This window comes from Flavobacterium johnsoniae UW101 (genome assembly GCF_000016645.1).
Lineage (GTDB): Bacteria > Bacteroidota > Bacteroidia > Flavobacteriales > Flavobacteriaceae > Flavobacterium > Flavobacterium johnsoniae.
This window is the reverse complement of the sequence record NC_009441.1, coordinates 5,299,808-5,326,421: the sequence shown is the minus strand read 5'-3', so window position 1 is coordinate 5,326,421 and position 26,614 is coordinate 5,299,808. Positions and strand designations below refer to the sequence as shown.

General features: G+C 37.7%; 19 protein-coding genes and 1 pseudogene. 4 read left to right on the top strand and 16 right to left on the bottom strand.

Annotated elements, in window-relative coordinates; genetic code table 11:
• Nucleotides 1-96 precede the first annotated feature (96 nt).
• Together FJOH_RS22820 and FJOH_RS22815 are read left to right on the top strand one after the other, a co-directional pair.
• Complete coding sequence (locus tag FJOH_RS22820; protein WP_012026385.1) at nt 97-549, top strand: Hsp20/alpha crystallin family protein; 453 nt, start codon at nt 97-99, stop codon at nt 547-549.
• Between the two features lie 69 nt (nt 550-618).
• A complete protein-coding gene (locus FJOH_RS22815) occupies nt 619-1,773 on the top strand; it encodes a cation:proton antiporter (protein ID WP_012026384.1) in 1,155 nt (384 codons plus the stop codon).
• 818 nt (nt 1,774-2,591) lie between these two features.
• Here FJOH_RS22815 and FJOH_RS22810 read toward each other — a convergent pair.
• The 6 genes from FJOH_RS22810 to FJOH_RS22785 form a co-directional block, all read right to left on the bottom strand.
• On the bottom strand, nt 2,592-3,410 hold the full coding sequence (locus FJOH_RS22810) for a helix-turn-helix domain-containing protein (protein ID WP_012026383.1): 819 nt from the start codon (nt 3,408-3,410) through the stop codon (nt 2,592-2,594).
• 30 nt (nt 3,411-3,440) lie between these two features.
• Entirely contained in the window at nt 3,441-4,436 is a 996-nt protein-coding gene (locus FJOH_RS22805; RefSeq protein WP_012026382.1) for an SDR family NAD(P)-dependent oxidoreductase, read from the bottom strand.
• Between the two features lie 674 nt (nt 4,437-5,110).
• Nucleotides 5,111-6,547: a TolC family protein gene (locus FJOH_RS22800; RefSeq protein WP_012026381.1), complete on the bottom strand. Its 1,437-nt coding sequence runs from the start codon at nt 6,545-6,547 to the stop codon at nt 5,111-5,113.
• Complete coding sequence (locus FJOH_RS22795; RefSeq protein WP_012026380.1) at nt 6,537-9,743, bottom strand: efflux RND transporter permease subunit; 3,207 nt, start codon at nt 9,741-9,743, stop codon at nt 6,537-6,539. Before FJOH_RS22795 ends, FJOH_RS22800 begins: the two co-directional genes overlap by 11 nt.
• Before the next feature lie 21 nt (nt 9,744-9,764).
• Nucleotides 9,765-10,847, bottom strand: a complete 1,083-nt coding sequence (locus FJOH_RS22790) for an efflux RND transporter periplasmic adaptor subunit (protein WP_012026379.1) — start codon at nt 10,845-10,847, stop codon at nt 9,765-9,767.
• Between the two features lie 158 nt (nt 10,848-11,005).
• The gene (locus tag FJOH_RS22785) at nt 11,006-11,395 is read right to left on the bottom strand and encodes a hypothetical protein (RefSeq protein ID WP_012026378.1); all 390 of its coding nucleotides are present in this window, start codon (nt 11,393-11,395) and stop codon (nt 11,006-11,008) included.
• Between the two features lie 508 nt (nt 11,396-11,903).
• Between FJOH_RS22785 and nhaA the strand changes: the two genes are divergently transcribed.
• Entirely contained in the window at nt 11,904-13,085 is a 1,182-nt protein-coding gene (gene nhaA, locus FJOH_RS22780) for a Na+/H+ antiporter NhaA (RefSeq protein WP_044048542.1), read from the top strand.
• A gap of 26 nt (nt 13,086-13,111) precedes the next feature.
• Here the strand turns inward: nhaA and FJOH_RS22775 are convergent, their stop codons facing one another.
• From FJOH_RS22775 to FJOH_RS22755, 5 genes are all read right to left on the bottom strand, one after another.
• Nucleotides 13,112-14,422, bottom strand: coding sequence for a TIGR00341 family protein (locus FJOH_RS22775; protein WP_012026376.1), 1,311 nt, complete (start codon nt 14,420-14,422; stop codon nt 13,112-13,114).
• A gap of 107 nt (nt 14,423-14,529) precedes the next feature.
• The gene (locus tag FJOH_RS22770; protein ID WP_044048035.1) at nt 14,530-14,748 is read right to left on the bottom strand and encodes a hypothetical protein; all 219 of its coding nucleotides are present in this window, start codon (nt 14,746-14,748) and stop codon (nt 14,530-14,532) included.
• 156 nt (nt 14,749-14,904) lie between these two features.
• Nucleotides 14,905-15,957 (bottom strand): M14 family metallopeptidase, encoded by a 1,053-nt coding sequence (locus FJOH_RS22765; RefSeq protein WP_012026375.1) that lies wholly within the window; start codon nt 15,955-15,957, stop codon nt 14,905-14,907.
• A gap of 205 nt (nt 15,958-16,162) precedes the next feature.
• Nucleotides 16,163-17,959: a chloride channel protein gene (locus FJOH_RS22760; RefSeq protein WP_012026374.1), complete on the bottom strand. Its 1,797-nt coding sequence runs from the start codon at nt 17,957-17,959 to the stop codon at nt 16,163-16,165.
• 424 nt (nt 17,960-18,383) lie between these two features.
• Nucleotides 18,384-18,746: a hypothetical protein gene (locus FJOH_RS22755; RefSeq protein WP_012026373.1), complete on the bottom strand. Its 363-nt coding sequence runs from the start codon at nt 18,744-18,746 to the stop codon at nt 18,384-18,386.
• Nucleotides 18,747-18,938: 192 nt separating this feature from the next.
• Between FJOH_RS22755 and FJOH_RS27440 the strand changes: the two are divergent.
• Nucleotides 18,939-19,600: pseudogene (locus FJOH_RS27440) on the top strand (IS6 family transposase).
• Nucleotides 19,601-19,873: 273 nt separating this feature from the next.
• On the opposite strand, the gene FJOH_RS22745 reads toward FJOH_RS27440, so the two are convergent.
• The 5 genes from FJOH_RS22745 to FJOH_RS22725 are packed head-to-tail and all read right to left on the bottom strand — an operon-like array spanning nt 19,874 to nt 26,610.
• On the bottom strand, nt 19,874-20,899 hold the full coding sequence (locus FJOH_RS22745) for a sensor histidine kinase (protein ID WP_012026372.1): 1,026 nt from the start codon (nt 20,897-20,899) through the stop codon (nt 19,874-19,876).
• A complete protein-coding gene (locus FJOH_RS22740; protein ID WP_012026371.1) occupies nt 20,899-21,804 on the bottom strand; it encodes a DUF5655 domain-containing protein in 906 nt (301 codons plus the stop codon). The genes FJOH_RS22745 and FJOH_RS22740 overlap by 1 nt, the downstream gene beginning before the upstream one ends.
• A 9-nt stretch (nt 21,805-21,813) precedes the next feature.
• A complete protein-coding gene (locus tag FJOH_RS22735) occupies nt 21,814-22,254 on the bottom strand; it encodes a hypothetical protein (RefSeq protein ID WP_012026370.1) in 441 nt (146 codons plus the stop codon).
• 29 nt (nt 22,255-22,283) lie between these two features.
• A complete protein-coding gene (locus FJOH_RS22730) occupies nt 22,284-25,391 on the bottom strand; it encodes a type I restriction endonuclease subunit R (protein WP_044048033.1) in 3,108 nt (1,035 codons plus the stop codon).
• Nucleotides 25,378-26,610, bottom strand: coding sequence for an AAA family ATPase (locus FJOH_RS22725; protein WP_012026368.1), 1,233 nt, complete (start codon nt 26,608-26,610; stop codon nt 25,378-25,380). The genes FJOH_RS22730 and FJOH_RS22725 overlap by 14 nt, the downstream gene beginning before the upstream one ends.
• Nucleotides 26,611-26,614: the final 4 nt, after the last annotated feature.

Below are 26,614 nucleotides of genomic sequence, written 5' to 3'. Positions count from 1 at the left end.
AGAATTATCCCCTGGCATATTATTTGTTTTTTTCCTTGTGCGCACCTTTGTGCAAGTTCAAAAATTTATTGTATAACAATTTTAAAAATTACTGTTATGAATCTTATTAAAAGAAACGGAAGCCATGTGCCGGCTTTCCAACGCTTGTTTTTTGATGATGTTTTTGGCCGCGATCTTTTCAATTGGGAAAACAACAATTTTTCAACCACAAGCACCACACTGCCTTCAGTGAATATTAAGGAAACTGATGAGAATTATGAAGTGGAGGTTGCCGCTCCCGGTATGAGCAAGGATGACTTCAAGGTTACCCTTGATAATGGACAGCTGCTTATTTCTTCGTCTAAACAGGAACATGTAAATAAAGAGGAAGAAAATTACACCCGCAGAGAGTTCAGCTACCAGTCTTTCCAGAGAAGTTTTATACTGCCTAAAAATGTAGTGGACGAAGATAGAATTCGTGCCCGTTACGAAAATGGAATTTTACTGCTGTCGATTCCAAAACTGGAACAGGCCAGACAAAAATCACCAAGGATGATAGAGATTTCTTAAAAACTTTTATCAATTTTTTTATTGAAAGCTGCCCTATAAAGGCAGCTTTCTTGATAATAATTTAAAAATATGCTCTCACAATTATTCTCGGGGATCGCTGTGCTTTCCCTTATTGTCTTATTGCTGATTTTATTGCTTCGGCGGTTAAAGCAGCCTTACTTTATCGCCTACATAGCGGCCGGCGTGCTTTTAGGTCCTCAGGTATTTAATATTATCCACAAACCTGATGTTATATCAGAACTTGGTGAGATAGGGATTATTATTATGATGTTTTCCATTGGAAGCGAGATTGACCTTCAATATCTCACGCGTAATTTTTACAAGCCGCTGTTGATTTCAGTTGTTCAGGTCGTGCTTAGTTTTATCTGCATGTATTTTGTAGGATCATATGCGGGATGGGAAATTACAACAATTGTGTTGACTGCTTTTACAATCAGCATCAGCAGTTCGGCTATTGTATTTCAGTATCTGGCCAGAACAGGCCAAATTAAAAGTCAGCTCGGCATGATTACCTGCGGTGTATTATTAATGCAGGATATATTGGTTATACCTATGATGCTGGCTTTGAATTTTATGTCAGGCGCCGCCGTATCAGCAGTTCAATTGATAAAAGTATGTGCAGGAGGCGTACTGATGATTCTTTTTTTGAAAGGGGCTCTGACTAAAAAACTTTTTAAAATTCCGATGCGCAAAGAGATTGCTGCTGACCATGAACTGCAGGTTTTTATCGGCTTCAGCATCTGTTTCACAATGGCCTGGATCAGCGGATGGTTTGGCTTGTCTACCGCCTTTGGTGCTTTTGCTTCAGGAATATTAATCGGGCATGATAAGGCAACCCGCTGGCTGGGGAGTTCCCTTATTCCTTTCAGGGTATTTTTTATGGCTTTCTTTTTCTTAGCTGTAGGACTGCAGTTGGATATTAATTTTTTTATTCAAAATAAAGGTACAGTTATATTGATTTCATTTTCAGTACTCTTTATAAACAGCCTGATCAATACCATCCTTTTTAAACTGACCAAGAACTCCTGGCGAGACAGTTTATATGCGGGGGCACTCTTATCGCAGATAGGGGAATTCAGTTTTATTTTAATGACCATGGCAGCTTCTTTAAAATTAGTAGAAAATTATACGTATCAAATAACACTGGCTGTAATTACTTCAACTATGATGCTTACTGCAATCTGGCTTATGATTATCCAGAGGCTGATTTTCAGGCTGAAATAGAAATGAAAGATTGTTTTTTTTTGACCGGCAGGGCTGTAATTTCTTTTTCTGGGAATTAGTTTTTTAAAAGCCCCTAAGAAAAAACATGCCAGTGATAAATTGATTGCGAGAGGCCTGTCTAAGTTAATATGAATTGCTATCAGCATCATAAAATATACTATGATTGACAGTGCTTATTTTTTAGGAGCTCTTCCCGCTGTGCGCTGCAATCTTTGCGTTGAACCCCGCAGCAAAAGATTTTACTGCTATCGGTGCTGGGGATGCTCAGACACGCTTTTTTGTCTTGGAGAACTGCACTTCAAGCCCGCTTTTTGCACTTCTAATCAACAGCCAATCCCCTGTTTATAGTGATGCAGTAAACATAGCAGCGGCGTGGCTTTAGATTAATAAAAAAACAGAAGGTTATAATAAAAAAGGCGCCAATTGCCTTGAATTGGCGCCTTTTGGCTGTGGAGAGAGCAACAGGACAAATTTCTGTAAAATTTTTGGACGATTTGAAGAGATTGTCATACTGCATTTAGTGCCTTTCTTTCATTGGCTTTATCAATTTGGTTTGGATGTCCTGTTGGGGATCGATCGAAAAATCTATTTAATTTTTTTTGACAGCTTAAACAGAATTCACCTTAGCTTTATGTGACACTTTTGGAGGCAGCTCCAGCACCCAGGTGCCACGATTTTCGCGCAGAACTAAGAATGTTGAGATAATAACCAGCCTTAGACTTCTGTAAAATAAGAAGCAAATCCAATTTTAAATTTTAAAAATGCCTCTGAATAGCTAATGCTAGCTCATTTTTAAGGAGGGCTATTATTAACAAAGCTTAACTATTTTTATTTATTTTTTGCAATTCAGTCGGGGAGTAGCCAAACTGTTTTTTGAACGCAAAGGAAAAATGCGATAAATTTTCAAAACCTGTTTCATAATAAATCTCGACAGGTTTTTTATTTTTTTCATTAAGCTGATAATGGGCTAATTCCAATCTTTTTTTGGTTAGCCAGCGTTGTGGCGTACTATTGAAAGCCTTATGAAAATCCCGTTTAAAAGTAGTAAGACTCCGGCCTGTTAAATAGCCAAACTTTTCCAAAGGCATATTAAACATAAAGTTTTTCTCCATAAAAGCAGTTAAATCAATTTTATCAGGTTCTTCAAAGCTGGCCAGTACATCGTCAATATCGGCATCAATGTTTCTAAGAATTGAAATTGCTTCAGTAATTTTTAATGAAGCGATATTCTCGGGAAAGTTTTCCTGCATGTCAAAATAGGGAATCAGCGAAGCCAGACAGCTTTCCAGCAGAGGATGTTTATGGAAACTGAAAATTTTTGGTATGGCAGTTTTTATTTTTGCATTTTGGCGATCGTAAAATTCCCGGAGCCTTTTAGCCGTTAGATGCATGGCAACTGCTTTGTGGGGCAGTCCATCTTTTGGAATATTAATGATTGCCGCCAATTGGTTTCTTGGAATTAAAAAAGTACTGCCCGGGCCAAATACAAAACTTTCATCTGCCTGGATAATTTTGGTTTCACCTGAAATTAACCACACAAGCAGATGGTCGTTAAACGCAGCTTCTGTTTTAAACAGCTTACCGGAATAATTAGAAAGTTTAATGTCTGGGTTTATGTAATTTACCTGATAATCCATAATTGCCTGTGTGGTATAAAGATACAAATATTAACTAAGATCGAAATTTATTCCGGTCATCTCCTGGCTTAATTTCCATAAACGTTTTGCATTTTTTTCATCTAATGAATAAGCTTTAACGCCTCCAATAATTTTTTCATTTGAATTTAAAGATGCTATATCTGCATTTTCACAATACACCCCGCCAATATTGTTAAGCGATTTGCTTGTCGCTGCCCAAAGCGTTGTGGCTGCACCTTGCGGAATCGTTTTTAATGAAGCTGCTACTTCCGGCAGTATATTTCCCTCAGCATCACTGTAACCCAGTTTTTGGAACAGGTCAATTGGCGCTTCTCGCGCTAATTCAGTTTCTCCCACAGCACCCGGGCATAAGGAATAGCTTCGCACATTATACTTTTTTGCACGATTGTCTAATTCCAGTGAAAAAAGATTCACCGCAGTTTTTGACTGTCCGTATCCCTGTAAGGTCTCATACTCCCTATTTAGGAAATTAGGATCTTGAAAATCAAAATCTGAAAATTGATGTCCGCCGGAAGATACATTTACCACCCTGGCGCCATCTGCTTTTTTTAATGCAGGCCATAATCTTGCCGTGAGCTGAAACAGCGCCAGATAATTGGTGGCCAGCTGCGATTCATAGCCTCGAGAATCCCTGCGCAGCGGCACCCACATTATCCCTGCATTGTTAATGAGCAGATGAAGCGTTCTTCCTGAAAGCAGAAACTTTTCAGTAAAAGCATCAATAGAACCAGGATCCATTAAATCCATTTTTTCTATTATTACATTGGCAGTTCCCTCGAGATTTCTTTTCGCTTTCTCTGCATCTCTGGCCGGCACAATGACAACTGCGCCTGCTGCTGCAAGTGTTTTGACGGTTTCCATGCCAATGCCTGTATTGCCGCCCGTTACAATGGCAGTTTTCCCAATAAGGTCAATTCCTTTTATAATTTCCTTTGAGGTAGATTTTGCGCCAAATCCCGAACCTGTGGCTTTCTGTAATTTTCCATGATAATTATTCTGTTCCATTTTTTTTAATTTAAATTATTTTAACAGGACAAAATTAGATGATGCGGGGAACAGCAGCTTTGTTCAAACGTCTTATTATGGTTTGTTTAAACGTCCAGGTCAAAAATTTGCGGGTCAACTTCAGGTATAGCTCACCGGAGCGGCCAACAATTACTATTATGGAGAAGCCTATTATGAATAGGATGGGTAAAAATACGCCGTTGCAGCCCCAACTGCTGGAATTATAGAGGAAAACCTTTCGGATGGGCCTATGAGGCGGAAAAAGAAAGCTAATGTTTAAAAGATGGGCTGCGTGCCGGATCTGCTGGAACAGCACTGAAATAGATAAAACAATACAGGCAGTAAGGATAAAAGTGCTCTGGAAACAGCGCAGAATTAAAATTTTAAGCCGAAAGAGGCATGATCTGAAGAGAGCGCCCAGATTGTCCATAGCTGGTAAAGAGGAAAATAGTACCTGAATTATTTTTTAACGGCATCTGAAAATGAGGCAGAGCTTATAAAATCATAGGTGCAGCGGAAGATTGCCGACAGATTCTATCGCCTGAGGGCATACGCTTAGCAATTGTACAGCTGGATTAGTTTTATATTTGATCCAGGACTAGGTGGTAAGCAGAAAAGGAGCCCTGTTAAAAAACAGGTCTCCTTTTCAAAAAATCAAATAAAAATGAAAACTACTAATTCCACCCGCCGCCTAATGCTTTGTAAATATTTACAAAAGCATTCATCTGCTGTTTTTTGGTTTCGATAAGTTCAAACTTAGATTCTAAAGCATCTTTCTGGGTCAGTAAAACTTCCATATAATCTGCCCTGGCAGAACTAAACAAGTTAGTGGATATCTGAACAGATTCGTTTAAAGCCTCAACCTGTTTTGACTTCAAATCATAGCTTTTTGCCGTATTTTGAATTTTAGACAGTTGGTTTGCCACTTCAACGTAAGCATTTACCAGGGTCCTTTCATAATTGTAGACTGCCTGGATCTGTTTGGCGCCAGCGGTAAGATATTCTGCTTTAATGGCATTTCTGTTAATCAAAGGAGCAACCAAATCTCCGGCTATGGAATACAATAGAGATTCTGGAGAAGTCAGCAGATACTTGGCATTGAAAGCTTCATAACCAATTCCTGCTGAAATGCCCAGCGATGGATAAAATTTAGCTTTAGCGGCCTTAATGTCGAGTTTTGCAGCGATTAGTTCCATTTCTGCTTTTTTAATGTCGGGACGATTTTCCAGAAGCTGAGAAGGCACTCCGGCATGAATATCTGCAGGAGTTATAGAACTGAATGTATTGCTGTTTCTGGCAATTTTTTGAGGAAAACGCCCCAAGAGGAAATTGATTTTATTTTCTGTTTCGGTTATCTGCTGCTGTATGCCAAACTGAAGGCTTTGCGTGCTTAAAATCTGAGCCTCAAACCGGCGCACAGCCAGTTCGTTTACCCTTGCCGCCTCTTTTTGTATTTTTACGACTTTTAAGGCATTCGTTTGAATATCAATATTTTGTCTGATGATTTCCAATTGATTATCCAACGCTAAAAGTTCGTAATACGAATCGGCTATTTCTGCAATCAGATTGGTGACTACGAAATTCTTTCCTTCAATAGAGCCCAAATAACGGTTTAAAGCGGCTTTTTTGGCAGTATGCAGCTTGTTCCAAATATCGATTTCCCAGCTTGAAGTCAGTGCAAAACGGTAATTGGGAAGCGGATCAGGCGTTTCTCTGCCCGGCATAATCTCTGTTGTTGCCTCGCCTGAACCTGTGCTTGTGTATCTTCCGGATTTGGTTACATCTGCACCAGCGCTAAAGCCAACAAAAGGCAGATATTCTCCTTTTCGGGCTTTTACTTCGCTTCTTGCAATTTCGATTTCCTGAAGCGTACTATTTAATTCCTGATTGTTCTTGAGCGCAATATCAATCAGGTTTTCTAAATTTTCATCAGTAAAATAGCTTCTCCATTTTACTTTTCCAGTATTAAGAGTGTCCAAGCCATTATCGGCATAGTTTTCTGGCACTGTTTTGTTTTCTGTTTTTTCTGCAATAGTCGTCGTTTTACAGCCCGCTATAGAGAGCAATAAGCAGGCTAGGCCTGCGTATTTTATATTTCTGTTATTCTTCATTTTCCCGTGTTTGATTATTTGTTGAAAAATCATCAATATGATGCATGAAATCATCCGATAATGAACTTTCTTCTTCTCCTTTAATTAGTTTTCGGCCCTGTGCCAATGAGCCAAAAATGTAGTATAGTCCAGGGACAATTATTACTCCGAAAAGGGTTCCGAAAAGCATTCCTCCAAGTGCAGATCCTCCAATAGTCCTGTTACCGATTGCGCCAGCTCCAGAAGCAAAAATCAACGGAATTAAACCGGCAATAAAGGCAAATGATGTCATTAAGATCGGTCTGAAACGGACTTTAGCGCCTTCAATGGCCGCTTCTAGAATTGTCGCCCCCTGCTGATGCTTGAGCACGGCAAATTCGACTATCAGCACGGCGTTCTTTCCTAGCAGTCCGACAAGCATGATGAGCCCAATTTGGGCGTAAATGTCGTTTTGCAGACCCATAATCTGCAGAATGACAAAAGAGCCTAAAATTCCAACAGGAATAGATAAAATCACAGACAGCGGAATAATAAAACTCTCGTATTGCGCGGCCAATACAAAATAAACGAAAGCCAATACCATCAAGAAGATGTAAAGCGATTCGTTACCTCTTCCGGCTTCATCATAGGAAAGGCCCTCCCATGCAATATCATATCCTTTAGGAAGTGTTTTAAGAGCCGTTTCCTGTACCGCTTTGATAGCATCCGCAGTGGTGTATCCTTTTGCTGGCTGGCCCTGAATAGCGGCAGAATTGTACATATTGTAACGCGTGATCTCATTAGGACCCTGCGTTTTTTTAAGAGTCATAAAGGCGGAGTAAGGAACCATTTTTCCATGATCATTTTTTACAAAGAGATTCAATATATCAGATGGAAGCCTTCTGAATTTTGGATCAGACTGTACATATACTTTAAAAAAACGTCCAAATTTGATGAATCCCTGTTCGTATGTACTTCCGATTAAAATGTTAAGGTTTTCCATCGCTTTTCCAATAGAGACCCCTTTTTGCATTGCCAGATCATTATTGATCTCCAATTCGTACTGCGGATAATTGGCGGCAAAAAAAGTAAACAAACCGGAGAGTTCTTTGCGTTTGCCGAGTTCGGACATAAACTGCTTGTTGATTTTATCAAACTCTTGGTAATTGGTACCGGTTGTTTTATCCAGTAAACGCATAGAAAAACCACCGGAAGAACCAAAACCAGGAATTGCAGGGGGTTCAAAAAATTCGACAACAGCCCCCAGATCTTTAGATTTCTTTTCCAGTTCTTCCATGATTTGGGTTACGGAATGTTTTCTCTCAGACCATGATTTCAGGTTAATCAGACAGGTTCCGGCATTAGATCCGCGTCCTTCGGTCATGATTTCGTAACCAGCCAGAGAAGAAACCGATTCAACCCCTTCCACCTTTTCACAGATTTTCTGCAGTTTCTGGGCTACCTGATTGGTTCTCTCTAAAGTCGCACCTGGCGGCGTTTGGATGATGCCGTAAATAGTTCCCTGATCTTCATTTGGAATAAACCCTGAAGGGAGTACTCTATTTTCTATAAAGATAAAAGCGCAGAAGGCAATCAGGATTCCAAAAGTTAAAACTCTTCGGCTTACGATGGCCTTTAAAACAATAACATAACGGCTTGTAAGCCTTTCAAACCATCTGTTGAAAGCATCAAGAGACTTGGTGAGGATATTTCCTTTTTTCTCTTTTCCATGATTATTTTTCAAAAGAATTGCACAAAGAACAGGAGTAAGGGTTAAAGCCACGATTGCCGAAATGATAATCGAACTTGACATGGTAACCGAAAATTGTCTGTAGAAAGTTCCAACTGGGCCCGACATAAACGAAACGGGAATAAATACAGAAACCATAACAGCTGTAATAGCAATAATAGCACCTCCAATCTCGCCAAGAACTAATTTTACAGCATGATAAGGTGTAATATGTGGAAATTCTTCAAACTTGGCATGGACTGCCTCCACGACGACAATCGCGTTATCTACCACAATTCCGATTGCCAGCACCAAAGAGAAGAGTGTTACCAAGTTGATTGACATTCCAAAGATCTGGATCACGAAGAAAGCTCCAATCAAAGAAACTGGAACCGCAATAATCGGAATTAAAGTGGAGCGCCAATCTCCTAAAAAAACAAATACAACTAAAGCAACCAGGATAAATGCATCCCTTAAAGTATGCACCACCTGATCGATAGAAGCATCTAAGAACTGCGAAACGTCATAACTGATCTTATAATCCATCCCAGGAGGAAAACTGGCTTTCATTTCTTCGAGTTTCGCTTTTACGTCATTAATGACGTCGCTAGCATTGCTTCCGTAGTTTTGTTTCAGTACAATAGCGGCAGAAGGATGGCCGTCCAGATTGGAGTAAATATCGAAAAACTCACTTCCTAATTCCACTTTTGCAATGTCTTTTAAACGAATGCTCTCGCCTTCAGAATTGGCGCGCACAATTACATTTTCATATTCTTTAGGCTCGTCGTATCTTCCTTTATAGGTCAGCACATATTCTAGGGATTGTGCGGCAATGCCTGAACTCTGGCCCAATCTTCCCGGACGGCCGATAATGCTTTGTTCCTGGAGCGCCTGCATGACTTCTTCAACAGAAATTTTATACGCTCTCATTCGGTCAGGATTCAGCCAAACACGCATCGCATATTTACGGCTGCCTAATATCTGGGTTCTGGCCACACCTTTTACACGGCTGATTTCTGGAATCATTTTTACATCGGCATAGTTGTAGAGAAACTTCTCGTCCATGCTTTTGCTCTTCGAGTAAAGGTTCACATACATCAGCATGCTGGGCTGAATAGGAGTGATGACAACTCCTTCACGCTGAACCAGTTCAGGCAATAGTGGCATTACCTGATCGACCCTTGTTTTCACCCTGATTACAGCTTCATTAGGATCGGTTCCCGGTTCAAATATGATCCTGAGTGTTGCTTCTCCGGCACTCGTTGCATCTGTCGCCATGTAACGTACACCCTGCGTGCCGTTAAGCGAATTCTCTAAGGTAATTAAAGTAGATTTTACCAATACATCGGCACTTGCTCCCGGATAAGCAATAAAGATATTTACTGTTGTGGGCGCAATCTGCGGGAATTGCGATATAGGAAGCTGTTTTATGGACAGCGTGCCTATAAAGACAATTATAATCGAAATTATAATTGCAAAAACGGGTCTATGTATAAATTTATTAAACATTTCTTTTTCTTTTAGATTCGGTTATTCTGCATAGAGTTCTAAATTGGAGATAACCGACTGGGGTTTTACCACTTCGTAGTCTATTTTCTGATTTTCTTTTACAAGACGAAGCCCCTCTAAAAGAATTTTATCGTGAATTGACAAACCTTGTTTTATTACAAATAGGTGAGGCATTTCCGCGGCAATAACAACCTCTCTGGATTTTACGGCATTGTTTTTGTCAATTACATATACATATTTCTTGTCCAAAACTTCAAATGTGGCTTTCTGAGGGATAAGCATAGCATTTTTCAGTTCTATCGGCATCTGGATGCTTCCTGTTTCTCCGTGTCTCAATAATCTTTTTGGATTTGGAAAAGTGGCTCTAAAAGGAATATTTCCTGTTTCATTGTCAAAATCGGCTTCAATAGTTTCTACAACTCCAGGGTATTGGAATTTTTTGTTATTGGCCATTAGCAGATTGACTTTCATTTTGCCTCTTTTATCTGTTTGTTCCTGATAATCCAAATATTCAGATTCCGGAACATTGTAATACACCCACATAGAGCTGTTGTCTGCCAGTTCTGTAAGCAGTTCGCCTTCATCAACCAGACTTCCCTGGCGCACGTGAAACTTGTCTATTATGCCGTCAAAAGGTGCCCTGATTTCAGTAAACTGAAGATGGACTCTGCTTAAAGCCATTTCAGCATCTGCTTTTTCCAGCTTCGCTTTGGCCATAGCAAGTTCGTTTGGAGAAACTACTTTTTCATCCGCCAGTTTTTTTGCATTTTGGTATTCAATGGAGGTGAAACTTACCTCTGCTTTGGATTTTTTTAGTTCCGCTTCGTAGAGTGCCGGCATAATTTTAAATAATAGCTGTCCCTTTTTGACCATCTGTCCTTCATCGACATAGATTTTTTCTAAATAGCCGCGTTCTTGGGCCCTTATTTCAATATGCTGTATGGAATGTATCTGCGATACGTAATCTTTTGTAATGATAGTATCTTTTTGAATTGGAGCAGTAACCAGAAATTTGGTTTTTTCCTCTTTTTCTCCTTCTTTTTTAGAGTTGCAGCCTGCAAAAACTAATGCACATAAAGACATGAGCATGAAAATTCTTTTCATAATAATTTCAGAATTAAAACGTAATGATTTTTGATTTTTTTAACAGCCTTAAATAAGGCTGAAGTATTCCGCATCCGTTTGCCGGCTTAGAGAAATAATCTGCTGGCAAAGGATAAAACGGTAAATTAGAATAGTTTGTGACTACTTAGGGTAAAAAATCAAATTCGGAAAACTTGAAATCGAAGGTATACTTTATTAGAAAGTAAGGCGAAAATTTTAAAGTTATCAGCCTTTTTGTTAAAGGCAGGACACACTGCAAATTTATTGCGGAGAAGGAAATGTAAAAAGCAGCTGCTTTTTACAAGCTGTTTTTGAATGGTGGAAAAATTTTCTTCATTTTCTTCATTATCTAAAAGACAGCATTTTCTTTTGAAGGTTTCAACAGAATGTCTTTTAGCAAGATAAGCTCCCGTATCGGACTTTATTTCCCGAAGTGCTGCAGGCTGCGGTTTTTTCTCTGAGAATTGGCTGCTGCTTGTATATACACTGCCATATCCCATTAGCAGGACAACAAGTAACAGGGTAAAACTAGCAAACCATTTTTTCATAGGAAAGACAAATTTAGATAAAGAATTTTATAAAAACAATCACTGTAATTTACTAATTTATGCCAAATGGTAATTTGGGATTTTTTAGACGATTTAGTAAAGAAATCATTTATTTTTTAGCCCTCATATTATGAATTGGTAAATAAATAGAGATTATGCCTTGTCTTTTTTTTATCAAAAGCCAGCCGTTTTAAAGAAAATGAAAAGCTGGGCATCAATTCCTAATATGAAGTATGGTTCCAACCCAGGTCTTATCAATGCCTTTTGCATATCAGCTCTTAAAAGCAGGCTTTTTTATATAAGAGCTGATGATGAAAAGACCGGATAAAATGAACGGGATACCCAGCCAGTGCCCGTTAACAGAAGAGGGTCTAATTAGTGTGCCTTTGCAAAATAATCTTACTTACGTGATTGGCCCTAACTGGCATTATTAATAATACTGGGTGCTGGTTCATTTTTATGCATGGATCTTCTTGGCATTTTAAGCCCTAATGCCTATTTTTGTTCAATGGCAAAACTTATAAATCTCAAAATTTTCACGCATTTTTTCCGATCTTCCGCAGCAGGAGGGATTCTGCTTTTAATTTGTGTGCTGGTTTCTCTTATAGTGGCCAATACGGGGCTCGGAGTACATTTTAATGATTTTCTGGGGTATCCTTTGGGATTTGAAGCAGCGGGCCTGCAGCTGCGGTATCCGATCCTGCTGTGGATCAACGATGGTTTGATGGCTGTTTTTTTTCTCCTGGTAGGTCTTGAAATAAAAAGGGAAGTGATAGAAGGTGAGCTTTCTTCTCTTCGCCATGCCGCCCTGCCGGTTCTGGCAGCTGTTGGAGGGGTTATCATTCCCGCATTGATTTACTTTCTTTTTAACGGACAAAGTCCTGATACTGCCAAAGGATGGGGAATCCCAATGGCTACCGATATTGCTTTTGCTCTTGGAATACTTTCCCTTTTAGGAGATAAGGTTCCCTCAGGGCTTAAAATATTCCTTGCCGCCCTGGCCATAGTGGATGATCTGATTGCCATTTTGGTTATCGCGGTTTTTTATTCCTCGGAACTTCATTTTCTGTATCTGGGTTATGCAGGGGGAATATTTGTACTACTTATGGTTTTTAACCGCTTGGGGGTTAAGAATTTATTTTTTTATCTCCTGCCCGGTGCGGTGATGTGGTATTTTATACACCATTCAGGGATTCATGCCACGATAGCCGGAGTGCTTACGGCCTTAACGCTTCCCACTAACCAAGAAGACAAGGATTCCCCTTTGGAAAAGCTGGAACATGCTTTGGCTCGTCCGGTAAATTTTATCATCATGCCTGTTTTTGCACTGGCCAATACTAACATCGCTTTTGAATCCGAAATGCTGCAGGGACTTACCGGTAATCTCGGACTTGGAATTATTCTGGGGCTTGTCCTGGGCAAACCCATTGGTATCTTTGTAATGTCATGGCTCTCGGTGAAGATCAGGGCTGCTGATCTGCCTGCTCAGACCACATGGACTCATGTACTTGGACTGGGGCTTTTAGGCGGAATCGGCTTTACCATGTCCATCTTTATAGCACTATTGTCTTTTCAGGAGCAGGCCTATCAGAATGAAGCTAAGTTTGCCATATTAACAGCCTCTGTACTTGCCGGTGCAGCAGGCTTTATCCTGCTGAGCTCGTATAATAAAAATAAACAGGAACAGTAGTTTTTGTTGATTCTTTCTAAAAGGGCTTACTGTCTTTTAAACAATGCGGCATCTTTCACTAAAAGACGTTCATTGAGCCATTTGGTCAGTTTTTCACTATCCTCTGCCGTTAGGTTTTTTGAGGCATCGTAAATTACAGCGGTGATCGTTGAGGTGCTGTCTTTATAATTCACTAAAGTATTTTTGGCAATGGAAAGCGAATGGACATCAGGAAATAAGGTTCTTATTTCATTTAAAAGCTGTTTGTTGTCAAATTTGTTTTTTTTCAGCTCTTTTTCCAGCTGGATTATTTTAACATCTTTTACATTCATTTCGTTTTCACTGCTCTTGATCTGATTTAATATATCGCCTTTTATGTCGTTAAAGCGGTCGGTGCTGTCCTGTCTAATGCGAAGGCTGGTGCCGGCAAGGTATTTATTGCTGTTGAGCCTGTTTTTAAGGCTTTGAATCTCCTTATCGGAAAATCGTTTGGACAGGAAAGCAAGTTCGAGTTTTTTCTGCTTCGCGTTAAAATCAGTCTTTTTATAAACCACTGTATAACCCTTGCTGCTGAACTCACTGTCAACAAAAAGCTCTACATTTTTTTTAAACTGCTGTTCCCTGTATAGAGAATAAGCAAGATAACTGCTGGGAACCAGCATGGCAGTAATGAGAAAAGCAATAATATACTTAACCCTTTGCTGCTGTTTTTCATCCACCTGTTTAACAGCAGGATAATTCAGGTATTTTATGATTAGAAAAGTGGCGATACCTATAAAAACGCAGTTGATGCAATAAAGGTAGAAAGCTCCTAGAAAAAAGGTCCACTGGGCAGTTGCAATCCCGTAACCTGCCGTGCATAAAGGCGGCATTAAAGCCGTTGCAATAGCTACTCCGGGAATAGGATTTCCTTTCTCTGAACGCGTAACGGCAATGACACCGACAACACCGCCAAAAAAAGCGATAAGAATATCGTAAATGTTCGGGGAGGTTCTCGCCAGAAGCTCCGACTGAACGTCCTTGAAAGGACTCAGGTAAAAATAAAGCGTGGAGACCACCAGACTCACAACCGTTGCATTGAGCAGGTTTTTGAGTGATTTTTTAAGCAGTGAAAAGTCATAAATGCCAAGGGCAAAACCGGCCCCTACAATAGGCCCCATCAGAGGGGATATCAGCATCGCACCAATGATTACCGCTGTTGAGTTTACATTAAGCCCCACCGAGGCCACAATTATGGCGCAGGCCAGTATCCAAAGATTAGCTCCTTTAAAGGAAATGTTTTTTTTAACGGTCTCCAGTGTTTTTTCTCTGTCGTCTTCTCCTTCTCTAAGATTCAGAATGTCAGTAATTTTTCTCATGAATGTCTACATTAGGGGTACTGCTGTGATCGCTGTATTTAAAGATAAGATTTATTTTAATAACAGGGATGGAGTTCAAAAAGATTATTAGTAAAGTGAAGCGTTTATTATCCATTGATTTTATCCTTGTGGTATTGTTTGAGCCATTTTTCCATTTTTTGTACTAACTGAATTTCCTCTGGATCACCTGCTGGATCTAAAAGGCCAATGATTGTTCTATCGTAATTGAATTTCTTATCCTCAAAAATACAGTTGAATTTGGGAACTTCGTTGTGAGATACTAGCCATTTTCCGTGCTCTGTTTTTTTAATTTGAAATTTTTTCATAGGAGTTTAAATTTGTCTGAGTGCTTTAATTATAGTGCTATTATGATAGGCAAGGCACCGAACTATTGTAAACGGCTGACAGCAGGCAGTATTGTTCATGAAGATAAAAACTTTTCAAAGCGGCATGATCTTGGAGCTTTCGGTATTGATATAAAATTAATTCACAGCCTTATAGCCGATACAGAATAATGTTTCGCCTTCGTTTACCGGCAGTCTTCCTGCCTTATAGAGAATTGTGCCGCTTTGGGGCGCGGTGATTATTTTCACATTACGGCCAAAAACATCTGTGATATAGCCAATTTCCTCTTCTTTTATAACTCTGCTTCCTGCTTTAAAACTGCTGTAAAATAATCCCTGGCCGGGTCCTGGAACGTAGGCCTGCCTGTTATATTTGTTTTTTGCAGGAGCACCTGGTATCACTTTTTTGCTTTCATACATTTGCAGCTCTTTGAGCATGAGGTAAACTGCATTTTTAGTAAAGGAAACATCTGACTTCTCGCAGTTGCCAAGCTTTCCAATTTCAATGCTTAGCGCCGGGATGCCCAGCCTTACGGCCTGCTTAAAGGCATACATCGCCGGCCGGCCTTCGGCGATGACATAGGGATAACTCACAATGGTGGAAAAACCGCTGTTTTCACTAAGACGGGAAACCAGCCGGGTCTGCTCTTTGAATTCCTTGTTATCGTAATAACAGATAAAGGGTATGAGATCTTCATTGACATCCCCGCCATGCAGATCCAGAAACACGTCCGTGGCGTCAAAAACCTGAGTGGTTATAAAATCAGCAATTACCTCGGTGATACTTCCTGTTTTGTTTCCTGGAAAAACGCGGTTTAAGTTCAGGTTGTCAGAGGGGTTTACAAAAGGAGTTCTTTGGTAGAAGGACTGCAGGTTCATGATGGGAATAATGATTAAATTTCCTTTAAGTTTTTGAGGATTTATTTCCCTGCGAAGCTGCAGCAAAGAGGCTATAGCGGGATATTCCATTCCGTGAATACCTGCCGTTATTGTAAAAGTGGGACCGCTCTGGCTGCCTTTAATTAGAGTTGCGGGTAGATCTGCCCTAATGGAATCCAGGGTGCTTAAATGAAATATGGTGTCTTTGATACCTGGCTGCTGCAGGACTAAGATCTTTTTTAAAGAATTTTTTTGAGACTGTGCTGTTTGAAATATTAGTATAGAAAATAAAAAAAAGAGTAAATTTTTCATGCGTATCTTAAAGCGACTATGGCGCTTAATAGGTTATTTTTTAGTTGATTTAAATTCAAAATAATAGCCCGGGATTCAATTTGCTGCAGGGAGAAAAACAAAAGCTGATCGAACGGCTCTTTACTTGTTTTTTTAAAATTTGATGCAGTCTGGATTTTTTTTAATTACATGGAACAAAAATGTTTGATGTAATAATCCCTAAAATTTAGTATTCAAATGTCATGGATTTAAGCCTGTTTCGGTAGGATTCCAAAATATCTGATTTAGTCATAAAACCATAATACCTGCCGTTTTTTTCCACAGGGAGAAATATTTTACTGCTTTTCTCAAATTTATTCATGACGGTTTCCATGCTGTCAAAAAGATAGATAGTTTGAACCGGCTTTAACATTATATCTTTTACCATTGTATTTTTAATTTGAGAAGTATCAAAAATGATTTCTCTGATGTCATCAAAATAAACCAGTCCCTCGAGCTCATTCTCCTGGCTCACTACTCCAAAAACCACCTGATCGCAGTGTGCCAGCAGATCGGAAATCTTTTCCATATCCTGATCTGCTGTAAGGGTTAAATAATCTTTTTTTACAAGATCCTCAATATTGAGCGTGCATAAAATATTGCTGTCTTTATTGCTGGTGAAGGCATTTCCTTTTCTGGCAAGGTTTTTTACATCGAGAGAATGTTTTTCAAAACCTTTTGAAACAGCAAAGCTCACCGAAGCCACAATCATAAGGGGTATCATCAGATCGTAGCCTCCCGTTATTTCGGCAATAAGAAAAATCGCTGTCAGCGGGGCATGAAACAGCCCGCTGAGAATTCCTGCCATCCCTACAAGGGTAAAGTTGCTTATCGGAAGATCGGTTAAACCGGCCAGATTTAACAGCTTTGAAAAGAAGTATCCAGCATAGGAACCCAGAAATAAAGAAGGAGCAAAGTTCCCGCCGTTCCCGCCGCTTCCAAGGGTTATCCCGGAAGCAAAAGCTTTTAGGAACATTGAAAATCCAACGAAAGCCAGCAGTATCCAGCTGCTGTCGCTGTATTGCTCAAAGAGTGTGTTTTTTAAAAGTGCTCCCGGGTTCTTATCGGCTAGGATTTTGATGCTTTCATAACCTTCACCAAACAGGGTGGGGAAAACAAAAATCAGAATTCCCAATACCGCTCCTCCAATTAAAGCTTTTTTATAGGGGCCAAATTTTAAGTGCGCAAAAAAATGTTCTGTTTTTAAAAATTTCCTGGCGTAGAAAACCGCTGTAAGACCAGTAAAAAGTCCCAGCAGCACGTAAAATGGAATATTATGATAGTCAAATGTCTGCTTTTCTCTAAAAACCAGCAGTATATTTTCATTTAAGACCACCGCTGAAACAAGCGCGCCTGTTGCAGCGGCAATCATAATAGGGGTAAAAGCCGCGATTGTAACATCTACCAGCAGCACCTCGACAGCAAAAAGCACACCGGCTATAGGAGCGTTAAAAGCAGCGGCAATACCGGCTGCAACCCCGCATCCAATGAGCAGCGTCCGTTCCTGGTAGCTTAATTTGAACTGCTGGGCAAAATTGGAACCAAAGGCGGCACCGGTAATTACAATTGGACTCTCCAGCCCGGCCGAACCCCCAAGCCCCACAGTAAGGGAACTGGTCATGATCTGGGCGTACATTTGTTTTTTAGGGATGATGCTGGCTTTTCGCGCGACGATGTATAAGATCTGAGAAGTCCCTTTTTCTAGGCTGCCTCCTAAGATCCTGTTCACCACAAGTACAGTCAGCAGTATCCCGATCAAAGGAAGTATGCTGTTTATAAAACTTAATTTTACTATTGCGTTGATATAAGCTGCAAAGGAAAAGACCCAATGAGCAAAAGCCTTTAAAAATATTACCGCGAAGGCAGCAATAATTCCAATCAGTACGCTGGAGAGAAAAATGAACTGTTTACGGGTTAATTTTCTCTGTCCTTCAATAAGGATATGTTTAACTTTTAAAAGGTGTTTTAGGACTATTTTTATCATTTGTAAGCAGCGTTGGAAAGCTCATGAAGGATTAATTTTTTACCTGCTGGAGCTGTTTGAATGTTTTATGTTTGAATGTTTTTATGTTGCAGTGAACAAGGGTATTTGGTACTATTGTTTACTGCTGCAAGAATTTATTTGTGCAGTAATATGTTGCAATTTGGTTTTTAGACTTGTAAATACAAATACTAAAGAGTTTCTAATTGTTCAAAGATATCGCTGCGGCATGAATTGAAGATTTCTTCAAATTGGATTTTTCTTAAAAACTAATACTGAAAGAACAGTGTTCTTGACTGAGAGTTTCAGTCTTAGAAACAGCTTGTCTGGCTTAACTGCATATTTCTTCTGTCTTTCTGTTTTTTACAGTTTTGGAAGCTATAGAATTACGCAGAGAATTTTTTACTTAAATAAGGAAAGACCGCTTTTAGAAAAGCTGGTAGAGGTGCAGGTAATTATGACGCTGAATTTGGTAAATAACTTCAATGCCGTAAATTAAGCTGTTTTTAAAGATTGTAAAAAGTGCTGATTTAGTGCTGTAAGGAATATTTAAAGCATCGCTTTCCGAAGCAGTTGCACGGTATTTTACCTTGTTTTTAAATTTAAAATGAACATCCAGCTCTTTATATTTTATTACGAATGCAGAAGTGATTAAAGTATTGTCAAAAGAGATAAAGCCAGTTTTTAAGTGCCCAGCGCAAGATGGCTCCGGTGATCTGCCTGATGCGCTGCTGGCTGTGAAGGCAAGCAGCAATATTAGAAAAACGTATAGTAACTTTAAATACTTCATTAGGGAACCTGCAGGGATTGTATTTCTCCAGAAAGAAAGCGTAACAATATAAGTGATGCAAATATACTAATTTTGAAAAAGAAGAATTATCAAATGAACTATAAAAGCTTTTTTTTTTGGTATGGGTACTTTGTACGGTTCTGTCGCATCTAGATACGTTTTAACTTTGCCTTTTTTTAAATTCTTAAACTCATGAATAGCAAAGGACATTGCTATCCTAAATCTATTATACTGCAGGCCGTATATTTTAAGCTTAGGTTTACATTAAGCTATCGGGATGTTCAAGAGATCATGAAAATGCGAGGAGTTTCTGTTGATCATGCTGTTATTCAGCGCTGGGTTTTTAAGTTTACACCTTTGCTTGAGTCAGAGATGAAGAAGAGAAAAGGCAGAGTGGGAGAGTTGGAGATTGGATAAAACCTATATCAAGGTAAAAGGTATTTGGTGTCATTTATACAGAGCAGCAGATAAACCAGTCATACAGTAGACTTTCTTTTGGCCAGAAAAAGTACAAAGAATGAGCGCTCAGTCATTTCTCATTAAAGCAATTAGCAATAACTGCATACCAAGAGTAATAAACATTGATAAAAGCGGTTCTAACCGCAGCGGTCCAAGTCTATAGCAAGCGTTCGTTCTCAAAGATTAAAATCCGGCAGTATAAATATCTCAACAATATTGCAGAACAGGGCCATCGATTTATAAAATGGAGGATGCAAAACGGGTTAGGCTTTAAAAGCTTTGAATCAGCAAGACGAACCTTGAGTGGAATTGAACTTGTGCATATGCTTAGAAAGAATCAGTTGATTAGACCAGGGATATCTATGTTTAAATCATTCTGTAAATTAACAGGCTGACTTTTAAATCAGTTAAATTCTTATATTTGATTCTGACAGCTGCGACAGAACCAGATGCTGTTTTATCATTGATTTTTTTGATAATCAAAATGATAAACCCGCCTTATACAATTAAGTGCAGGGCGGGCTGTCCATAAACATAATCTTCCACTTTATGTCTACTTAAAAACTTTTGATTGTATATATTGAATTATCTGCGAAATTGAAATTCACAATTTGCAATAACACATTTGCGATAAGAATCTTTCAGCTTATTTATTTCCTTACAAGGTGCTAAAGATAAGAATCGGACTGTTTTAAAGGAAGGGTAACTGTAAATTCAGCACCGTTGTCTTTCTCCCCCGCAGCTGTAATAGCACCATTATGCCTTTTGGCTATTTTTCTGCACAGGGCAAGGCCGAGCCCGTTGCCTTCATACTGGTCTTTGGAGTGAAGCCTTTCAAAGGCATCAAATATCTTCTCGGCAAAAACAGGATCCAGTCCAATGCCGTTGTCCCTTATTTTTATTTCCAGCAGCTCGATGCCTTCTTGATTTATAATATGCGAAGTGATAATCACTCTGGGCGGCTCATTGGCCTTTGAGTCCCTATGTCTTTTGCGATGTTTTCGCAATTGTTTTTTTACATGATCAATAAAATCAACATCAATTTTATCTAATATTATAAGTTCAGAATTAGAACCAAAGAAAAATATTCTATAAGATAGTTTTAATAAATCTACAGGGGTATATCTAACTTTCCAAGTGCTATTTATCTCCTCTAAAAATTCATAACATGAAATTAATTCAACAACCATAGAAACAAAAACTTTTCTGCCTTCTATTATTTTTGTATTATGGGACCTAATTATTTGAACAACTTTCTTTTCATTATCTAATGTTTCTTGAATTACTGAATCATATCCAGTAATTTTCATTTCATTTACATTTTCTTTATGCAGTCGAAGCATCTCGAAAAATTGACTTTCAAATTGTTGAATTTTAAATTGATCTTGAACTTGTTTATTGGCTTCATATTGGGCATAAAATGCAAAGCCAGCAGCAAAAACCGCAAAAACCGCTATAAGTGGATTAAGAATTCCACCTATATAATCACCGTATGGACCAATTTTGCTATAATCTTTTGCGTTATCCAAAACATCAATTGAATGTATTGTAGTGAAAAAGAGCAGAACTAAAAAGGACAATAAAAGAATAAGTGCTGCAATTAATAGTTTACTATATGTTTTAAAAAACAGCCCCCATCCTAAAATGATTGACACTATGATGATTGCTAAAAAAATGATTGCTACTAATGCCATTATAAAGCCTGTTTGATTAAACTCATTATGTATTCTAAATTTTGGGTGTCAGAAATAGATAATTCATAATCACCATTACCATAATGGCCCTTTGAGGAAGCATCAATAGCTAAATTTTTGGGATCATCAAGCGTTCCTTTTTTCATGTTAATCCAAAAGATGAGGTTCTTTTGTTGAATGCGTATATCCACAATATTGTTCTTTAATTTGAAAGCGACATACATTTTTTTAGGAACAACTTCAATATCTGATGATAATTGCAGAATTGCATTTTTGAAGGTTTCATACAATTCAATTATATCATCGCTTTTACCACTGATATGGTCTTCCTCATTATAGATTTTGATTTCTTGAGTTACTTTGCTGATTTCGGAATTGTCATTGTTTTGTACCTGTTTTATACTAGGTGCCGATTTTGATTTTTTGATTGGGTTAATTACAATCACATCATTTTCAAACTGCTTGATTTCCCATAATTCAATGGATAAATCTTTGAAATTTGAGGATTGTTTTTGGAAATCGGTGAAAGAAGGAGACACGAATATGATTCGGCTTTGTGACCAATCGACATCGGAACGTTTTAGCGTTTCTTTTTGGGATTCGTTGTATTCAACAATAAAATCAGCTTTGTATTCGAGCATTAAGTTGAGGTAGGAAACGCCTTGGTCAATAACACTATAATTTTGGCTACGCTTGTACTCGATAATTACAAAAGCATTGCTTTCTTCATCAAATGCTAAAGTATCAATTCGGTTGTTTTTGATAGTAAACTCCGACTTAATAAATTGCAAATTACTTAGTGCAATCAAATTAGCTTCGAACAAGTTTTGTATTTCTTTTTCAAGCTTAAATGGTTTTTCTTTTAAGCTGTTTACTTGGTTATTTTGGTTTTTGTATAGGTACATTGACGGTAATTATATTAAGCTTAATTTACGCATTAAGTCATGTAAATGTTCTGCTTTAGCATCATTTACAAGAGTATGACTATGGGAAGTTTGATAGGTCGATGACCATATTAAATCTGATGAATATTTGGCCTTAATGTTTTGCACTGCAAGGACCGTATTCCCTCTAGTACGGGTTGCACAAACGAGTACATCTGGTTTATATGTAACCATAATGTCATCTAAACGACGCTCTAACCCCGAATTAGGGTCACCCATACTTTCTAAAGCATAAATTTTACCCTTTATTTCAAGAATTAGTCTAAAATCAATAGTTAGAGCCGATGGGTTTTTATTGCAGTGAACGACACGATAACTTTGATAAGTACTCATTAAAAAGTTGGCTAAACTTAAAATGGAGGATGATTTCCCTTTGCCACTTGCATTCCATATACCTATTATAGTACTCATTAGTTTGTAATTATTATTTGTAATTTCATTTACAATTGCCCTCCAACTCCTTTAAATTTGTCGACAAAGAAGCTAATTTTCTGGAATACACTTTGCTTTTTCGTCAAATACTGAGGATTTAAAGGACTCATTTTAGGTAAAATTGCATTGAGTTCAGTTCCGTTTTCATTGGCAAATTCACGCTTTAAAGATGCTGTAATATATCGTTTTGCTTCTTCCTCATTTAAGTTTTCATCTGTAATTAATTCTGAAGCCTCCTTTTTTTGTTTTTCCTGAGCATATTTGAAGAATGAATCTATAACATTTGCTTTATCTTGAATGGTTTCAAGGTCTGTTTCATTTATAAAATCTACTACTAAACTTTCTTTTGCTCTGTTGCCTATACTTGCACGAATCACCCGGCGGATTTCTTCTATCAAGGTGGCTTTGTCTTTATTCTTTTTATTATGTTCAAAAATCAATTCAAGAATATAATCCAGGTTAATTTCTTGAGATTTAAGTAGGTCTATTTCGAAGACAACATCATCCCAATCTATAGTGGATTCTTCAGCTTCTTTTCCGCTTTTTTCACGTCTTAACCAATCGCGTATGTCATTATAAGTAGAACGATAATCTTGAATTGTTCGTTCCGGTAACAAACTTATCTCTTGCATTATTGCAATATCATTGTCTGACACAAAGTAGTTTTCTTTGAATTCCTGAATGGCTTGACCATCATTTAGATCAATACCTTGAAATGCTTTGAGATTGGTAAACTCATCGTAATTCTGCAAGATATTTTCCACTCGTAAATACTCTCCGAATAATTTTGAGAATTCTTTTTTATCTTTTTCCGTTACAATTTCATTGTGATTAGGGAATTTTTCATTTAAGTCTTTTACCACATCTATGAAACCTCTACGTGCATGTCCTGTTGCAATGTCTGTAAAACCTTCTAAATATTCTTTATAGCTCTTTTCAAGTACTACGTTTTTTGTGTTTTTGTCTCCAAATAAGGTTATAGCATCTACAGTAGCTGTTTCTAAATCTCTGAAAGTAATAATGTTTCCAAAGGTTTTTGTAGCATCATAAATACGATTAGTACGAGAAAAAGCTTGCATTAAACCATGATAACGCAGGTTCTTATCGACAAACAGAGTGTTAAGCGTTGGAGCATCAAAGCCAGTAAGAAACATACCAACTACGATGATAAGGTCAATTTCTTTATTTTTTACACGTTTTGCAAGATCACGGTAATAGTTTTGGAACTCTTTGCTCTCGACTCCAAAACTTGTTTTAAACATTGTGTTGTAGTCGTTTATTGCTGCCGTTAAAAATTCTTTGGCACTGCTGTCCAATGCCGTTGGCTCAAAGTTTTCATCGACAATTTCACCAATGGCACTTTGCTCTTCATTGGCAGCGTAAGAGAATATCGTTGCTATTCTTAATGGTTTTTCACTTTCTTTTTGCAGGTGGTTTAATTCTTCATAATAACATTTGGCTGCATCCACACTACTTACAGCAAACATGGCATTAAAACCTTTGTTTGTACCTTGATTCCTATGCGTTTTAATTCTAAAATTCTTAAGGATGTATTGTGAAACTTCTTTGATACGGGCAGGATGTAAAAATGCTTTTTTGTTTTCTGCAGCAGTTAATTTTTTTTCATCAATCTCAGTTTCTATACTTTTAAATTGTGGACGAACATCATTGTAATCTACTTTGAATTTCAGTACTTTTTCATCTCTAATCGCATCTGTAATTACATAAGAATGCAATTCGCAACCAAACACACTTTGAGTACTTTCTGCACCAAGTGCATTTATTCCTGCAAATATCGGCGTGCCGGTAAAACCAAATTGATAGAATTTTTTAAACTTCTTATTCAGGTTCTTTTGAGCTTCTCCAAACTGAGAACGGTGTGCTTCATCAAAAATAAAAACTACTTGTTTTTGATAAATGGCTAAATCACTTTCTGTTTTCATCAAGTTGTTTAGCTTCTGAATAGTTGTGACAATAATTTTATTATCATCTTTCTCCAAATTTCTCTTTAAGCCTGCTGTACTATCCGAACCGTTCACACTATCGGGAGAAAAGCGTTGGTATTCTTTCATAGTTTGAAAGTCCAAATCTTTGCGATCCACTACAAAAAATACTTTATCAATGAAATCTAATTCAGTAGCTAAACGAGCCGCTTTAAAACTGGTCAGCGTTTTACCCGACCCTGTCGTATGCCAAATATAACCACCGCTTTCTACTTTAGACCAATTTTTAGCTTGAAAGGAACTTTGAATTTTCCATAACATTCTTTCAGTAGCTGCGATTTGATAAGGTCGCATAATTAGTAATGTATCACTTGTGTCAAAAACGGAATAGGTAAGCAATACGTTTAACAACGTGCGTTTTTCAAAAAAGGTTGTAGTAAAATCTTTAAGGTCTTTAATCAATGTATTATCAGCTTTTGCCCAGTTCATAGTAAAGTCAAAGCTGTTTTTGTTTCGCTCAACAGTGTTTGCAAAATAGCGGCTGTCCGTTCCGTTCGAGATAACAAAAACCTGCAAGTATTTGAAAAGAGAATTAGTACTGTTAAGACTCTCTTTTGTATAGCGATGCACTTGGTTAAATGCTTCACGAATAGCTACACCACGCTTTTTTAGTTCTACTTGTACCAAAGGCAAGCCATTGATTAAAATTGTAACATCATAACGATTGGCATGTGTTCCTTTTTGTTCAAATTGTTTAATTACCTGTACTTTATTACGAGCGATATTCTTTTTGTCAACTAAATAAATATTTTGAATATGTCCATCATCAAAAACAAAATCGTAGATATAATTTTCATGAATTTTTCTAGTTTTTTCAACTAGATTATCACTTGGTTTGTCTAAGTATTCTTCTACAAAACGAGTCCATTCGCTATCTGAAAAGGCCATGTTATTGAGTGCCTGCAATTGCACTCTGACATTTGCCAATAGCGCTTCCATACTGTTTAGATCTGGATTTTCATATCCTTGATTGATTAAGTCCTGGATAAGTTCTTTCTCAAGTGCAGCCTCCGTTTGATAACTCGAAGGTGCTTCATTAAGCACTGAATATTTATCGTACTTATCTAAAACAATAAAATTGTTTGATTCTGCTATGGTTTTATACTGTGACATCTTCCTCATTTACAGGTTGGTAATTGTTCAATTTGAATTTGTATATTTTTTTAATTTCTTCTACTAAATGCTTTAAAACATCTTTTTCTTGAGTCGTTAATGCAGAAACTTCCTCGCTTGAAATTTTACTATGACTAGAAAGTTCAAGAATTCTTTTATAATAACCCTCTCGGGCACCTTCCGCATCATCTGGCAAAAGTTTCTTCCATTCATAATATCCTAAAAAAGTAGAAGTTTTTTCTAAAATATTGCGAAGAAAATTAAAATGATATTTTTGAATATCTCCAGAAACTCTGACTTTTTCAAGTTCATTCAAAAGGAAAAGATGATATGCAAAAGGAGAATCTTTTCCCTGGGCATGAATGTCAAAAGTACCATCATCTAGTTTTTCTAAACGCCATTTTATACAATTCCTTGGTTTGTATCCATATCGTAAATCTGAATTATTGAATTCATTGAATAACACATTGTAAAATAAAGGATTATGTGTTGTTATGATGAATTTAAGGTCTTCTGATTGGCTTGATTTTATCAATTCACCTATATTTACAGCCATTTCAATCAAATGATTGTCATCCAATGAACTTACTGGATCATCAATAAAAACATATTTCAAATCATTAAATCGGTTCGTTTCACGTTCTCCTTCTTCTGCAACATTTAAAACATTGATAGCCTGCTCTAATAAAGTGTAAAAGATACTCCAAATAAAACAACTCTCTTCTCCTTTGGAAATTTTGACAAATACAGAAGGCTCTTCATTTCCTCGTTCAAATGAGAATCTGACTTCAGAATATACATGAATAATTAAATCTTTACCATTCTTATCCTTAATTGTATATTCTTGATTAAAATTAGGCGTTAATTTATCATTTGTATAGCGTTGAAAATGTTTCGCTATGTTAGGCTCTTGTCCTTGTTCTAAAAGTACCCAATTGGTATAACCATTGGGCTGAATTTTTAATTTTCTATCTAAATCGTTATCCAAATCATTATCCCAATAAAACAAATCTTCGGTAAATGCATTATAGTACATTACCTTGATTTTTGATTCTTCTTCGCCTTCCTCAAACGCAGGATTTTTAGGAGCTATCAGTTCTTTAAATTCACGTGAAAGCCTTGTTTTTCCAGAGCCATTGAAAGCATAAATCAATTGTACTTTTACTTTTTTATCAGCATTTTTTAATTTTTGTGCTATTTCAGTTAATGACTGTGCCATATTA